This window comes from Streptomyces sp. NPDC079020, from assembly GCF_044542225.1.
Taxonomy (GTDB): domain Bacteria; phylum Actinomycetota; class Actinomycetes; order Streptomycetales; family Streptomycetaceae; genus Streptomyces.
Genome location: NZ_JBITUB010000017.1, coordinates 78,899 through 93,001, shown reverse-complemented (window position 1 = coordinate 93,001; position 14,103 = coordinate 78,899). Strand labels below are relative to the sequence as shown.

Below are 14,103 nucleotides of genomic sequence, written 5' to 3'. Positions count from 1 at the left end.
TGCCACTGCCGGACCCCCGCTGCCGTTGGACGGGGCCCGGCAGCGCCGGAACGCAGAGCTCCGCTACGCGCCGCCGCCGGCGGCGCCGGGCCCGTCGGGACGCCCGGGGGCGGGGGCGCGCTCCAGCTCGTGGCTGAGCTCCTCCAGCTCGCTGCCGCCCGCCATCTGGCGGGTGAGCTCGTCCAGGCTGATGTCGTCCTTGGTGTGGCTGCCGGACATGGCGCCGCGTTTGAGCAGCACGAACCGGTCGCCCACGAGGTAGGCGTGGTGCGGGTTGTGCGTGATGAGAACCACGCCGAGTCCGGCGTCCCTGGCGGCCGCCACGTACTTGAGGACGACCCCGGACTGCTTGACGCCGAGCGCCGCCGTCGGCTCGTCCAGGACAAGGACCTTGGCGCCGAAGTAGACGGCGCGGGCGATGGCCACGCACTGGCGCTCGCCGCCGGACAGGGTGCCGATCGGCTGGTCGACGTCGCGCAGGTCGATGCCCATGCGCAGCAGCTCGGCGCGGGTCGTCTCGCGCATCCGCCGCACATCGAGGCGCTTGAACGGCCCGGCGCCGGTCGTCGGCTCGGAGCCGAGGAAGAAGTTCCGCCAGACCGGCATGAGCGGCACGACCGCGAGGTCCTGGTAGACCGTGGCGATGCCGCGGTCCAGGGCGTCGCGCGGGTTGGCCAGGGTGGTCTCCTCGCCGTCGATCAGGAAGGTCCCGGCGTCGTGCCGGTGCAGCCCCGCGATGATCTTGATGAGGGTGGACTTGCCCGCCCCGTTGTCGCCCAGGACGCAGGTGATCTCGCCCGCGTGGACCACCAGCGAGACATGCTCCAGCGCCTTGATGTTGCCGTAGAACTTGGCTACGTCGGCCAGCTCGACGAGCGCCCGGTCGGCCGTCACTTTGTCGCCTCCGCGCGCTTGCGTACCCATGCGTTGAGCAGGGTGGCCAGGAGCAGCATCGCTCCCAGGAAGAACTTGAACCAGTCCGGGTTCCACTCCGCGTACACGATGCCCTTGCTGGTCATGCCGAAGATGAAGGCGCCGACCGCGGAGCCGATCGCGGAGCCGTAGCCGCCGGTGATCAGACAGCCGCCGATGACGGCCGCGATGATGTACGTCAGCTCGTTGCCGACACCCTCGCCGGACTGGACGACGTCGTAGCTGAACAGCAGGTGCTGGCCGGAGACCCAGGCGGCGAAGGCCACTCCGAGGTAGAGGCCGATCTTCGTACGGATCACCGGGACGCCGACCGCGCGGGCCGCGTCGGCCTCACCGCCGACGGCGAAGATCCAGTTGCCGAAGCGGGTACGGAGCAGGATCCAGGTCGCGACCGCGACGAGCGCCGCCCACCACAGGATGGTCACCTTGAACTCGACGTCGCCGATCGTCAGCTGGGAGGCGAAGACCTTGCGGGCCGATTCGAAGCCCTCCATGTCGCCGATCGCCTTGGTCGACACGGTGTCGCTGATCAGCTTGGTGAACCCGAGGTTGAGCCCGGTCAGCATCAGGAACGTACCGAGCGTGATGATGAAGCTCGGCAGCTTGGTACGGGTGAGCATGAAGCCGTTGAACGCGCCGATGGCCAGGGTGACCAGCAGGGACACGAGGACGCCGACCCAGACATTGGCCGTCATCTGGTAGCTGAACATCGAGGAGATCAGCGCGGAGCTGGTGACCAGCACACCGGCGGAGAGGTCGAACTCGCCGCCGATCATCAGCAGCGCCACGGGCGCGGCCATGATCCCGATGGTGGAGGCCGCGTACAGCACGGTGCCGAAGCTGGAGGCCTGGAGGAAGCTGTCGGCGACGATCGTGAAGAAGAGGAAGACGGCCGCCGCGCCGACGACCGAACCGAGCTCGGGGCGGCCGAGCAGCTTGCGCAGCGGTGAGGTGCGCAGCAGCCGTTCGTCGGCCCGGCCGGCGGACGGGGCGGGGGCGGAGGACGGAGCCGGTGCCGCGGGCTGTCCGGATCCGCTCATCGGGTGCCCCGCTTGGTGTACTCGGCCAGCGCGTCGGCGTCGTCGGCCGTGATGACCTGCGGGCCGGTCAGGACGGGCAGGCCGCCGCCGAGCACATTGCGGTTGTAGCGGTAGAGCCAGAGCAGGTCGACGGCCTCGTAGCCCTGGAGGTAGGGCTGCTGGTCGACGGCGAAGCCGAGCTTCTTCTCCTGGAGGCCGGTGGCGACCTTGGCGTTCAGGTCGAAGGTGTCGATCTCCGCCGCGCTGCCCGCGGTCCGCTTGGCCTGGACGGCGGCGTCGGCGAAGGGCGCGCCGAGGGTCACGACCGCGTCGATGCTCTTGTCCGCCTGGAGCTTGGCCTCGATGGACGCCTGGACGTCGGGCATGTTGGTCCCGTCGACGTACAGGTTCTGCATCGTGCCGGCGAAGGCCTTCCCGGCCCCCGCGCAGCGCTGCTCGTGGCCGACGTTGCCCTGCTCGTGCAGGATGCACAGGGCCTTCTTCCGGCCCCGCTTGTCCAGCTCGTCACCGACCGCCTCACCGGCGATGGACTCGTCCTGGCCGATGTGGGTGAGGGCGCCGAACGCCTTGGACTCCGCGGAGCCCGAGTTCACCGTGATCACCGGGATACCGGCCTTGACGGCCCTGGCGACGACGGCCTTCATGGCGTCGGGCTTGGCGAGCGTGACGATCAGTCCGTCGACCTTCTTGTCGATCGCGGTCTGGACGAGCTGGGCCTGCTGCTGCGCCTCGTCGTTGTGCGAGTACAGGAAGTTGATGTTGTCCTTGACCGCCGCCTGCTCGGCGCCCTTCTGGACGATGTCCCAGAAGGTGTCGCCGTCGCCCGAGTGGGTGACCATGGCGAACGTCCAGCGGGGTGTGTTCACCGCGGCCCGGCCCTCGGCGGCCGCGGCCGCGCGCTCTTCCGCCCGCTTGCCACCGGTGCTGCTGCATCCCATGAGGGAGGCGCCGAGCACCGCCGCCAGCACGGCGCCCATCGCGCGTACCCCTGTCCGAACCGTTGCCACGACGCCGTGCCCTTCTTGTGCTGCTCGCTGTGCTGCTGTGTGGGGCCTGGGAGAGTTACGCTCCCGGCCCGGCTGCCCAAGTATCCCCGAGCCCTGCCCGTCGTCGCCCGGCAGGGCGGCTGTGGGAGTTGTAGCGGCGTTGTATGACCACCGTCAAGAGTGAGTCGGGGCATCCGGCCGCCGCGCGGCCCGGCCCGGGGGCTCAGGGACGTACGAGCAGCTGGAACTCGAACGCGTAGCGCGAGGCCCGGTAGACGTGCGAGCCGAATTCGACCGTACGTCCAAAGTCGTCGAAGGTGACCCGCTCCATCGTCAGCAGCGGCGCACCCACCGCCTCGCCGAGCCGGTCGGCCTCCCGCGCCGTGGCGGCCCGCGCGCCGACGGACTGACGGGCGCTGTGCAGGGTGATTCCCGCGGCGCGCATCATCCGGTACAGCCCGGTGGTCTCCAGCCGTTCCGTGCCGAGGTCGAGCAGCCCCTGGGGCAGGTGGTTGCGCAGCAGGGCCATCGGTTCGCCGTGCGCGTAGCGCAGCCGCTCCACGAGGTGGACCTCGCTGCCCTCCGCGACCCCGAGCGCCGCGGCGACCTCGGCCGTGGCGGGTTCGAGGGCGGTGCGCAGCACACGGGTGGCCGGCTGCTGGCCGGCCGCCTCCAGGTCGTCGTAGAGCGAACTGAGCTCCAGGGGGCGCCGGACCTGGCTGTGCACGATCTGGGTGCCCACGCCCCGGCGGCGCACCATCAGCCCCTTGTCGACGAGCGACTGGATGGCCTGGCGCACGGTCGGGCGGGACAGTCCGAGGCGGGCGGCGAGCTCGATCTCGTTGCCGAGCAGGGTGCCGGGGGGCAGCCGGCCCTGCTCGACGGCCGCCTCCAGCTGCTGCGCCAGCTGGAAGTAGAGCGGCACCGGGCTGGTGCGGTCCACGCTCAGCGGGAGCGGCTGGTCGGTTCCTCGTTCGGTCACGGGCCGAGCGTAGTTCGATTGTCCGGACAAAGCCATGGCGGCCGGGGGCACGGACGCCGGGGACGGACGACGACGGCGGGCGACCGGGCCGCCATTTGTCAGGACAAACGCTTGACATGACGACAGGGCAAACGTCACCTTGGGGCCATGCGCATCGGACTTGTCGGAACGGGACGTATCGGCACCTTCCACGCGGTGGCGCTGAGCCGCCACGAAGCCGTGGACTCACTGGTGGTGGCGGACGCGGACCCGGGCCGGGCGGCCGCGGTCGCCGCGCGGACCGGCGCCGGGGCCGTGGAGGTGGACGAGGTGTTCGCGTCCGGTGCGCGGGGCGTCGACGCGCTCGTGATCTCGTCGGCGACCTCGGCCCACGCCGGACTCATCGCGCGGGCCGCCCGCGCCGGTATCCCGGCGTTCTGCGAGAAACCGATCGCCCTCGACCTGCCCGCCACCCTGGACGCCCTGGCGGCCGTCGAATCGGCCGGCTCCGTGCTCCAGCTGGGATTCATGCGGCGCTTCGACGCCGGGTTCGCCGCGGCCCGCGCGGCCGTGCGGGAGGGGCGGCTCGGGCGGCTGCACACCGTGCGGGCGCTCACCTCGGACCCGGCGCCGCCGCCCGCCGCCTATCTCCCGCTCTCCGGCGGCCTCTACCGGGACTGCCTGGTCCACGACTTCGACATGGTCCGGTGGGTGACGGGCCGTGAGGTCACCGAGGTGTACGCGGCCGGGTCGGACGCCGGGCCCCCGATGTTCCGCGAGGCGGGCGACGTCGACACGGCGGCCGTCCTGCTGACCCTGGACGACGGCACGCTGGCCACCGCCACGGCCACCCGGTGCAACGGCGCCGGGTACGACGTACGGATGGAGCTGGCGGGCGAGCACGACCAGCTCGCCGTCGGCCTCGACGACCGCACCCCGCTGACCTCGGCGGAGCCACAGGGGCCCGGCGCCCCGCCGAAGCCGTGGCCGGGCTTCCTGGAGCGGTTCGCCCCCGCGTACGAGGCGGAGCTGGACGCCTTCCTCCACGTGGCCCGGGGCGAGCTGGCCAATCCGTGCGACGGGCGGGAGGCGCTGCACGCGCTGCGTATCGCCGAGGCCTGCGAGCGCTCGCACCGCGAGCACCGGCCGGTGAGCCTGCGGGAGATCCCCGGGGGCTGACCGGCCGCGCGCCCCGGGCCCGCGGGGCCTACGCGCTCACCAGGCCACCGGCAGGCTCATCGGCCCCCGCATCAGCATCCCGGTGCGCCAGTTCAGCGTCGCCGGGTCCGCGGCCGGTCGCAGGTCCGGACAGCGCTCCAGCAGCGACCGGATGGCGATCCGGGCCTCGATACGGGCCAGTGGCGCGCCCAGGCAGTAGTGGATGCCGTGGCCGAAGGCGACATGGCCGCGGGCGTCCCGGGTGATGTCGAAGCGGTCCGCCGCCTCGTACCGCGCGGGGTCCCGGTTGGCGTCCGACATCGCCACGAGCACCAGCTCCCCGCCGCCGGGGATGACCGTGCCGCCGACCTCGATGGGTTCGGTGGTGAAGCGGTACGTCGGGGTCTCGACGGGGCCCTCGAAGCGCAGGATCTCCTCGACCGCGTTGTCGATGAGGCCGAAGTCCGCGCGCAGCGCATCGAGCTGGGCGGGGTGGGTGAGCAGATTGAGCACCCCGTTGGTGACGAGGTTGACGGTGGTCTCATGGCCCGCGACGAGGAGCAGCCAGGCCATGCCCAGCAGCTCGTCGGCCGAGAGCCGGTCACCGTCCACGTCCGCCGTGTGGATCAGCGCGCTCAGCAGATCGTCGCCCGGCTGCTCGCGCTTGTCGGCGAGCAGACCCGCCAGATAGGCGGTCACCTCCGCCGTCGAGGTGCCCCGGGTCTCGGCGTCGATCGCCGAGACGGCGTTGTTGGACCACTCCCGGAACGCCGTCCGGTCCAGGAACGGCACCCCGAGCAGTTCACAGATGACGGACATCGGCAGCGGGAACGACAGCGCCTCGACGAGATCGGCGCTCCGGCCCGGCCGGGCGAGCATCGCGTCGAGCAGCTCGTCCGTCATCTCCTGCACGCGCGGGGCGAGTTGTTCCATGCGCCGCGGGGTGAACTCCCGGGTCACCAGCTTCCGCAGCCGGGTGTGGTCCGGGGCGTCCACACTGAGCATGGACGTACCGGCGGAGACCTTGGCGATGCCCAGCGCGGGCGAGGCCCTGTGCCACGCCTTGGACAGCCTCTGGTCGGCCAGGAGTTCGCGCCCCACGTCATAGCCGACGACGAGCCAGGCGGGCGCGCCCTCGGGGATGCGGACCCGGTGGACCGGGCCCTGGGCCCGCAGCCTGGCGTACACGGGGTAGGGGTCACGGGTGAAGTCCTCGCCGAGCGCGGCGAGGTCGAGTACGGCTTCGGTGGTCAACGCGGTGTCCTTCCGGGTGGCATGGCGAAAGGTGCGGATCACGGAGCGGAGGTAGGGGCTGACGGGCCGGACGCGTCAGCCCGTGCCGGGTGGAGTCACCAGCACACCGGCAGCCGCCGCACTCCGCGGAACAGCAGGCCCGACAGCCACTCCGGCTCCCCGGCGTCCGGGTCGCGGGCGAGGTCGGGGCAGCGCTCCAGCAGGGCCCGGATCGCGATCCGGGCCTCCATCCGGGCCAGCGGCGCTCCCAGGCAGAAGTGCACCCCGTGCCCGAAGGCCAGGTGCCCCTGGGTGTCCCGGCGGATGTCGAAGGTGTCCGGGTCCGGGAAGCGGTCCGGGTCACGGCCGCCCGAGGCCAGCGCCACCAGGACCGGCTCGTCCTTCGGGATGACGGTGGGACCGACCCGCACATCCTCGCGGGCGAAGCGGAAGGTGGCGGTCTCCACCGGGCCGTCGTACCGCAGTGTCTCCTCGACCGTGCCGTCGATCAGGCCGTCGAGGTCGGCGCGGAGCAGGGCCAGCTGTTCCGGATGGTCGAGCAGCGCCCGGACGGCATTGGAGATCAGGTTGACGGTCGTCTCGTGTCCGGCGACGAGCAGCAGGAAGGCCATGCCCACCAGTTCGTCCGGGGACAGGCGGTCGCCGCCCTCGTCGCGCGCCCGGATCAGCGCGCTCATCAGGTCGTCGCCCGGCGATCCGCGCTTGGCCTCGATCAGCTCGACGAGGTAGTCGCCCATGGCGCCGACGGGGTCGCCCTCCCGCTGTTCCTCGGTCGGCGAGACCACCCCGTTCGACAGCAGGCGGAAGGCGTCCCGGTCCAGGTCCGGGACACCGATCAGTTCACAGATGACGGTCATCGGCAGCGGAAAGGCGAGCGCGTCGATGAGATCGCCGCTTCCCGTGGCGGGCAGCGCGTCGAGGAGTTCCCGGGTGATCTGCTCGACACGCGGGCGCAGCGACTCGATCCGCCGGGAGGTGAACTCACGGGCGACCAGCCTGCGCAGCCGGGTGTGGTGGGGTGCGTCCAGCTCCAGCATGTTGGTGCTGATCGCGTTGTCGCCGTCCGGCCAGTGTCCCGTGGGCCGCCAGTCCTTCGCGAACCGCGCGTCCGCGAGAGCGGCCCGGCTCTCCTCGTACCCGACGATCAGCCAGGCCCGTTCGAGCTGATCGGTCCGGATGGCGTGGACGGGTCCCTCGGCGCGCAGCTTCGCGTAGTACGGATACGGATTGGCCCGGAATTCCGGCACTTCACTCAGATCGATCACGGACATGGTCCGCCCCCTTCAGCTCCGGTTCGCTCAGCGTATGCCGAGTCCGTCCCCGCCCTCCTCGTCGAGCAGCCCCGCGTCGTGGATCAACAGAGCAATCTGGACACGGTTGTTGAGTTCGAGTTTGGCGAGAATCCGTGACACATGCGTCTTCACGGTGGCCACGCTCAAGTAAAGCGAGCCCGCGATCTCCGCGTTGGAGCTGCCCCGTCCGACGGCGAGCGCGACCTCCTTCTCCCGCCCTGCCAGCTCCTCGAAGCGCCTGCGCGCCCGGTCCGCGCGGCTGTCGCGGTCGTTCCGCGCGCCGCCCGCGGCGCGGGCCATGAGCTGCCGGGTGACGGCGGGCGAGAGCACCGGGTCACCGGCCGCGACCCGCCGGACCGATTCGACGATCTGTGCGGGCGGGGTGTCTTTCAGGACAAATCCTGCGGCTCCGGCGCGGATGGCGCGCAGCACCTGTTCATCGGCGTGGAAGGTGGTCAGTACGACGACTTCGGGCGCCGCGGGGCGGCGGCGCAGCCGCTCGGTGGCGGTGAGGCCGTCCATGCCGGGCATCCGGATGTCCATCAGCACCACATCGGGATGCAGCCGGTCGACCAGACCGGCGACCTCGTTGCCGTCGGCGCCCTCCCCCACGATGTCGATGCCGTCCGCGCCACCGAGCATCAGGGTGAGCCCCGCCCGGACGAGGGGGTCGTCGTCGACGATGAGCAGCCGGACCGGGTGCGCCACCGGGGGCGTGGGGGACATCGGGGTGTTCATGACGGCCACCGTAGCCAGGGCCTTCGACGGTCCCGTACCCAACCCCGCGTCACCGGGGCGCCGTTCCCGCCGACGGGCGCCGGCCGCCTCACGCGGCGGGCCAGGGCAGCCGTGCGCGGACGGCGAACCCGCCGCCGGGCTCGGGTCCGTGCTCCAGATCCCCCCCGGCGAGCGTGGCGCGCTCGGTGAGGCCGATGAGCCCCTGGCCGGAGCCGGGCACCCGCTCGAAGGGCTCGGTGGGGGACGGGTTGCGGACCTCGATGGTGAGCCCGTCGCCCGGTCCGCCGGTCACGGTGACGGTGACCCCGGCACCGGGTGCGTGTTTGCGGGCGTTGGTGAGGCACTCCTGCGCGATGCGGTAGACGGTGCGGCCGGTGGCGGCGGGCGCGGCGGCGGGGTCGGCGACGCGGTTGTCGAGGGTGACCGCCATACCGGCCGAGCGGGACTCGGCGATCAGCGCGTCCAGGGTGACGAGGGTGGGCTGCGGCCGGTGGCCCTCGTCGCCGTCCCCCGGTGCGCGCAGCACCCCGATGATCTCGCGGAGGTCCTGGAGCGCCTCGTGGGCGCTGTCCCGGATCACCCCGGCGGCCCTGGCGACCTCCGCCGGGGGTGCGTCGGGCCGGAATTCGAGGGCTCCGGCGTGCACGCTGAGCAGAGTCAGCCGGTGGGCGAGGACGTCGTGCATCTCGCGGGCGATGGCCTCGCGGGCCAGCCGCTGGGCCTGCTCGGCGCGCAGTCCGGCCTCCGCCTCCGCCCGGCGGGCCCGCTCGCGCAGGGTGAGGACCAGCTGGCGTCTGGACCGTACGACCATGCCCCAGCTGAGCACCAGCAGGATCAGCAGGACGCCGATGACGGTCGAGGCGAAGAGCGAGGTTTCCGGATCCGGGCGCAGATAGGGCTGCAACGGGGCGACGGCGAGGGCGCCCGCGCCGACGATCGCGACGGGCCTGAAGGGCCGGTGCACGGCCAGGCTGAACAGCGCGACCAGCAGCGCGCCGGCCGCCACCGGCTCCACGGCACCCACCACGATCAGGGCCACGGCCAGCCCGACGGGCCAGCGCCGGCGGACCCACAGAGCGCAGCAGGCGGCCGCGCCGAGCACCGCGTCCACGAGGACGACCGCATCCGGCGTCGTGCCGTCGGTCTCGATGGCGGCGAGGACGAGCATGCCGAAGGATACGGCGCACAGGAAGGCCGTGAGGTCGACGGCCCAGTCCCGCACGGTGCGGCGCGACCGTGCCCGGTCGTCGGGCAGCTCCGGGTCGGCCATCGCCGACGGCAGCAGCCAGCTGTACTCAGTGCGCGTCATACCGACAAAATACGCAGGTGAGCGAGCCGGAACGGCTGTTCCGCGGCAGGAAGCGACCAAAGTCGCACGGTCGGAGACTTTCGGCGTGGGAGGTCAGACCGGTGGCCGACGCGGAGCCCGCGGGGCGGACGACAGGCTCGGCGCATGAAGAAAATCGTCGAGTCGATCGGGTTCCTCGTCCTCGCCCAGGGCGCCGCCGGGCTCCTCCACGAATGGACCGGATGGTTCTGGCTGTGGACGCTGGTGCGGCGGCTCGACTTCATGAGCGAGTACGGAGTGTTCGTCAACATCGTGCTGGTGGTGACGGGCGCCGCGGTGATGATCGCGGCGGACTCGATCAGGTCGTGACGCCGGTACGGACGGTGTGCCGCCGCTGCCGGGACGCGGCCGGGGCACCGTCCGCGCCGCGCCGGCCCCACGCCGTGCCCGCCAGCACGAGCACCGCACCGGCCACGCCGAGGACTCCGAGCCGCTCGCCGCCGATCGTGATGCCCACGGCGGCGGCCCACAGCGGTTCCGTACCGAGGAGCAGGCTGACACGGGACGGCGAGGTACGGCGTACGGACCACATCTGCACGAAGAACGCGAAGAGCGTGCAGAACACGGAGAGGAAGACCAGACCGGCCCACTCCCGGGCGCCGAAGTCCGCCGCGACGGTCCATGGAGCGGAGCCGGTGCCCGGAACGGCCGCGAGGACGGCGAAGACCGCGACGGCGCTGCCGAGCTGGACAGTGGTCAGCGAGAGCGAGTCCGCGTTCCGGACCGCCTTGATGCGGGCCATCGCCAGCACATGAACGGTACGGGCGAGGGCGGCGAGCAGCATCAGCAGATCACCGGCCGAGGGGCTGGTGAACCCGCCTCCCTGGGTCAGCAGCACCACACCCGCGACGGAGAGCCCGGCCGCGGCGACGAAGCCGGCGGACGGCCGGACCCGGGTCACGGCGGCCTCGGCCAGCGGTGTGAAGATCATGGTGAGACTGATGATCAGCCCGGCGTTCGTCGCCGAGGTGTGCACCACACCGTAGGTCTCCGGGAGGAAGATCCCGCTGAGTACGAGCCCCAGCAGCCCGGCCCCCCGCCACTGCGCGGCACTCAGCGCCCGCAGTCCGCGCCACCCGGCGACGGCCAGGGCGGGCAGCACGATCGCGAAGCGCAGGACGAGAACGGCGACGACGGTATGGGGCGTGGTGATGCCCTTGGCCGCGAGATAGCTGGCACCCCAGACCGCAGCGACCAGCAGTACGGGCAGATCGGTGACCCAGGCCCGGCGCGGCGGCGCGAGGGCGGGCACGGCGGCAGCGGACACCTGGTTCTCCTGGTTCTCCACAGGGGGAAGCGCTGTGGAGACCTCGCCGGCTCGCACGCGGAACGATCACGCTACCCGGCGGGAACCGCCTACGGGAACACGTGTCCCAGCGCCCGTTCACCGACAACCGGGCGTCCGCACCGGCCGCGCTCCTAGAATGACGGAGGGACCGGGCGGACCGGGCGGACCGGGCGCGGCAGGTGGATCCAAGGGGGTCGGGAGCATCGGACGGAGCACGCGGACCGAGCAGGGGGCGGACATCCGGGAGCAGGTTCTCGGGCGTGCGGTGCACGTCGCCTCGTCACAGGGACTGGAGGGCCTTTCCCTCAGAGGGCTGGCCGGCCAGCTGAAGCTGAGCACGAAGGAGGTGTTCGCGCTCTTCGGCTCGAAGGAGGAGCTTCAGCTCGCCACCGTCCAGCGGGCCGTCACCATCTACGTCGAGCATGTGCTGAAACCGGCGCGGGCCGCGCCCGCCGGACTGGGCCGCTTATGGATCCTGTGCGAGAGCTGGATCTCCTATTCCCGGGGACGGGTGTTCTCCGGCGGCTGCTTCTTCTACGCCACCATCGCCGAGTTCGACGCGCTGGAAGGCAGGGTGCACGACGCGCTGGCGTCCGCGCAGACCGGCTGGATCACCTTCGTCGAGCAGACGGTCGAGGAGGCCCGTGTCCTCGGCGAGCTCGCGGAGGACACGGACGTCTCCCAACTGGCCTTCGAAATCATCGCGTTCCTCGAACTGGCCAACGCGGAGTCGGTGCTGCACGACAACACGATCGGATACACGAAAGCGGCGCGCGCCATCCTGGGGCGGCTGCGCTCCTGCGCGACGGACGCGTCGGCCCTGCCGTCGGCACCGTAGCGCCGGTGGCGTCGGAGCGCCGGCGAGCCGGAGAGCAGATGGGCAGGGGGCGGGGGCCGGATCACTCGTCCCGGGCGAACGTCCCGTGGTCCGGCCGGCCCGTGGGGCGGTAGGTGTTGATCGCGACGCCCGTCGATGTGGTGCGGGTGGCGGTCAGCTCGAAGGCGGTCGGCAGCCCGCCTTCCGGGAGGAGCCGGAAACCTGCCCCGAGGACGACGGGATGGACCAGCAGGTTGTACTCGTCGATGAGGCCGTGCGCCATCAGGGACTGCGCGAGCCGTCCGCTGCCGTGGATCTGGAGTTCCCCGCCCCGCGTCCGCTCCTTCAGACGCGTCACCTCGGTCACGAGATCGCCGTCGACGACGGTGGTGTGCTGCCACTGCGGGTCCTTGAGCGTCGAGGAGACGACGTACTTCGGGAGCCCGTTGAGCTTGCCCGCCACCGGGTCGTTCTCATCGGTGACCTTGGGCCAGTACCCGGCGAAGATGTCATAGGTGCGCCGCCCGAGGAGGAAGGCCGCGGGGCGCCCGAACACCTCGGTGATGAACTGCCCGAAGTCGTCGTCCGCGAACGGCACCATCCAGCCGCCGTGCTCGAACCCGCCGCTCCGGTCCTCGTCGGGTCCTCCGGGTGCCTGCATGACTCCGTCGAGTGTCACAAAGGTGGTGAGAGTCAGCTTGCCCATGGCGATGCTCCTTATGGTTCCGCGTCCGGACCGGTCGACAGGGTCCGGCCTGCCCGTCTATGACCCCACTCTCGCCCCTGACTCATCGGTCCACCCGCCGAGCGGGGGCGTATGGGGGTACGGGCACCGGCCTGCACGGGAGCGGGTGACCGGGGGCGGGTGACCGGGGCGGGCGTCGGGTGGGGGCGTCCGGAGTGGGCGTCCGTTTCCCGCCGGTCTCCGGACCGACGGGCGGCTTTCCTTGTCCTTGCCGCCGGCCGGCCCATGGACAGCAGGACGTCCGGCCGGTGCGACACCACTCCCGACAGCAAGGAATCCGCCATGTCCAGCACCACCGTCGCCGCCGTCACCACCGCCTCCACCAGGGCCGCTCTCGTCTCCGGCGGCAGCCGCGGCATCGGCGCCGCCACCGCCGTACGGCTCGCGCGGGAGGGGGCCGATGTGGCCGTGACCTACGTACGGGACGAGGAGGCCGCCCTGGCGGTCGTCCGGAAGATCGAGGGGCACGGACGCCGCGGCGTCGCCCTGCGCTGCGACGCCGCGGACGCGGAGGCCGCCGCCGGGGCCGTCGGCCGCGCTGCGGACGCGCTGGGGAGGCTCGACATCCTCGTCAACAACGCGGGCATCGGTGTCCTCGGACCGATCTCCACGCTCAGCACCGCCGATGTCGACCGGGTGCTGGCCGTGAACGTACGGGCGGTCTTCCTCGCCTGCCGGGCGGCGGCCGACCGGCTCGCCGACGGGGGCCGCGTCATCACCGTCGGCACGGCCCTGAGCCGGTACGCCGGTGGCGCGGGCAGCACGCTCTACGCGATGAGCAAGTCCGCGCTGGCGGGTCTCACCAAGCCGCTCGCCCGGGAACTCGGGCCGCGCGGCATCACGGTGAACCTGATCCAGCCCGGTCCCGTCGACACGGACCTCAACCCGGCCGACGGCCCGTTCGCCGAGGGCCAGCGCTCCGCGACCGCACTCGCCAGGTTCGGCACGACGGACGAAGTGGCTTCCCTGATCGCCTACTTGGCGAGTGCCGACGCGGCGTACATCACCGGGACGGAGGTCGTGGTGGACGGCGGCCACGCGGCCTGACCGGACACCCCCGAACGGGAGGTCACCGGTTGCGCGGGGTGACCTCCGCCATCCGGGACCAGCCCTCGCCCGGTACCTCGACATTGATGATCTCGGGCACCTCGGCGACCATGTCCGACATCGTCGCGATCGCCGCCGTGAAGTGGTCGGACTTCACATGCGTCTCACCCGCCGTCGCGTCGGCGAAGGCCTCCAGCAGCACGAACTGGTTCGGGTTCTCGACGCTGTAGGACCACTCGAAGAACACGTTGCCCGGCTCCGAACGGGTGGCGAGGGTGAAGTCCTCCAGCGCGGAGAGCCAGTTGTCGCGCTCGGCGACGAGGACGGTGAACTTGACGGCGATGAAGATCATGGCAACTCCTGGTCGGGACGTCCGGAGGTGGGGGGGGGGGGGGGGGCGCGGCCCCCGCCCCCCCCCCCCCCCCCCCGGCGCACCACCCCCCCCCCCCCCCCACACCAGGTCGCCCACACCCACCCCGCCCCCCGCGCGGCGCCC

Annotated in this window: 15 protein-coding genes; 4 read left to right on the top strand and 11 right to left on the bottom strand. The window is 72.0% G+C overall.

Going from position 1 to position 14,103, the window contains the following annotated elements; genetic code table 11:
* Nucleotides 1-63: 63 nt before the first annotated feature.
* The 4 genes from ACIGJO_RS29570 to ACIGJO_RS29555 form a co-directional block, all read right to left on the bottom strand.
* Entirely contained in the window at nucleotides 64-924 is an 861-nt protein-coding gene (locus tag ACIGJO_RS29570) for an ATP-binding cassette domain-containing protein (RefSeq protein WP_399963299.1), read from the bottom strand.
* Nucleotides 891-1,973: an ABC transporter permease gene (locus ACIGJO_RS29565; protein ID WP_399963297.1), complete on the bottom strand. Its 1,083-nt coding sequence runs from the start codon at nucleotides 1,971-1,973 to the stop codon at nucleotides 891-893. Before ACIGJO_RS29565 ends, ACIGJO_RS29570 begins: the two co-directional genes overlap by 34 nt.
* Nucleotides 1,970-2,950, bottom strand: coding sequence for a sugar ABC transporter substrate-binding protein (locus tag ACIGJO_RS29560; RefSeq protein WP_399963411.1), 981 nt, complete (start codon nucleotides 2,948-2,950; stop codon nucleotides 1,970-1,972). The genes ACIGJO_RS29565 and ACIGJO_RS29560 overlap by 4 nt, the downstream gene beginning before the upstream one ends.
* A 232-nt stretch (nucleotides 2,951-3,182) precedes the next feature.
* Nucleotides 3,183-3,941 (bottom strand): GntR family transcriptional regulator, encoded by a 759-nt coding sequence (locus ACIGJO_RS29555; protein WP_399963294.1) that lies wholly within the window; start codon nucleotides 3,939-3,941, stop codon nucleotides 3,183-3,185.
* A gap of 147 nt (nucleotides 3,942-4,088) precedes the next feature.
* Here ACIGJO_RS29555 and ACIGJO_RS29550 point away from each other — a divergent pair, with 147 nt between their 5' ends.
* Nucleotides 4,089-5,099, top strand: coding sequence for a Gfo/Idh/MocA family oxidoreductase (locus ACIGJO_RS29550; RefSeq protein ID WP_399963292.1), 1,011 nt, complete (start codon nucleotides 4,089-4,091; stop codon nucleotides 5,097-5,099).
* A 36-nt stretch (nucleotides 5,100-5,135) separates the two neighbouring features.
* Here the strand turns inward: ACIGJO_RS29550 and ACIGJO_RS29545 are convergent, their stop codons facing one another.
* The 4 genes from ACIGJO_RS29545 to ACIGJO_RS29530 all read right to left on the bottom strand — a co-directional run bounded on the left by ACIGJO_RS29545 (nucleotide 5,136) and on the right by ACIGJO_RS29530 (nucleotide 9,671).
* Nucleotides 5,136-6,332 carry a cytochrome P450 gene (locus ACIGJO_RS29545; protein ID WP_399963290.1) on the bottom strand — a complete coding sequence of 399 codons (1,197 nt, stop codon included), beginning with the start codon at nucleotides 6,330-6,332 and terminating at the stop codon, nucleotides 5,136-5,138.
* A gap of 95 nt (nucleotides 6,333-6,427) precedes the next feature.
* Nucleotides 6,428-7,603 (bottom strand): cytochrome P450, encoded by a 1,176-nt coding sequence (locus tag ACIGJO_RS29540; RefSeq protein WP_399963287.1) that lies wholly within the window; start codon nucleotides 7,601-7,603, stop codon nucleotides 6,428-6,430.
* Between the two features lie 27 nt (nucleotides 7,604-7,630).
* Nucleotides 7,631-8,362 (bottom strand): response regulator, encoded by a 732-nt coding sequence (locus ACIGJO_RS29535; protein ID WP_399963285.1) that lies wholly within the window; start codon nucleotides 8,360-8,362, stop codon nucleotides 7,631-7,633.
* An 88-nt stretch (nucleotides 8,363-8,450) separates the two neighbouring features.
* Nucleotides 8,451-9,671: a sensor histidine kinase gene (locus ACIGJO_RS29530; RefSeq protein WP_399963282.1), complete on the bottom strand. Its 1,221-nt coding sequence runs from the start codon at nucleotides 9,669-9,671 to the stop codon at nucleotides 8,451-8,453.
* 144 nt (nucleotides 9,672-9,815) lie between these two features.
* Here ACIGJO_RS29530 and ACIGJO_RS29525 point away from each other — a divergent pair, with 144 nt between their 5' ends.
* Nucleotides 9,816-10,019, top strand: a complete 204-nt coding sequence (locus tag ACIGJO_RS29525) for a hypothetical protein (protein WP_399963279.1) — start codon at nucleotides 9,816-9,818, stop codon at nucleotides 10,017-10,019.
* Here ACIGJO_RS29525 and ACIGJO_RS29520 read toward each other — a convergent pair.
* On the bottom strand, nucleotides 10,009-10,977 hold the full coding sequence (locus tag ACIGJO_RS29520) for a DMT family transporter (RefSeq protein WP_399963277.1): 969 nt from the start codon (nucleotides 10,975-10,977) through the stop codon (nucleotides 10,009-10,011). The two genes, ACIGJO_RS29525 and ACIGJO_RS29520, sit on opposite strands and share 11 nt — an antisense overlap.
* Nucleotides 10,978-11,134: 157 nt before the next feature.
* Between ACIGJO_RS29520 and ACIGJO_RS29515 the strand changes: the two genes are divergently transcribed.
* Complete coding sequence (locus ACIGJO_RS29515; protein ID WP_399963275.1) at nucleotides 11,135-11,836, top strand: TetR/AcrR family transcriptional regulator; 702 nt, start codon at nucleotides 11,135-11,137, stop codon at nucleotides 11,834-11,836.
* Between the two features lie 61 nt (nucleotides 11,837-11,897).
* On the opposite strand, the gene ACIGJO_RS29510 is transcribed toward ACIGJO_RS29515, so the two are convergent.
* Nucleotides 11,898-12,521 (bottom strand): dihydrofolate reductase family protein, encoded by a 624-nt coding sequence (locus ACIGJO_RS29510; protein WP_399963273.1) that lies wholly within the window; start codon nucleotides 12,519-12,521, stop codon nucleotides 11,898-11,900.
* Nucleotides 12,522-12,842: 321 nt separating this feature from the next.
* On the opposite strand from ACIGJO_RS29510, the gene ACIGJO_RS29505 reads away from it, so the two are divergent.
* Complete coding sequence (locus tag ACIGJO_RS29505; protein ID WP_399963271.1) at nucleotides 12,843-13,607, top strand: SDR family NAD(P)-dependent oxidoreductase; 765 nt, start codon at nucleotides 12,843-12,845, stop codon at nucleotides 13,605-13,607.
* A gap of 22 nt (nucleotides 13,608-13,629) precedes the next feature.
* Here ACIGJO_RS29505 and ACIGJO_RS29500 read toward each other — a convergent pair whose 3' ends face one another.
* On the bottom strand, nucleotides 13,630-13,959 hold the full coding sequence (locus ACIGJO_RS29500; protein WP_399963269.1) for a putative quinol monooxygenase: 330 nt from the start codon (nucleotides 13,957-13,959) through the stop codon (nucleotides 13,630-13,632).
* Nucleotides 13,960-14,103: the final 144 nt, after the last annotated feature.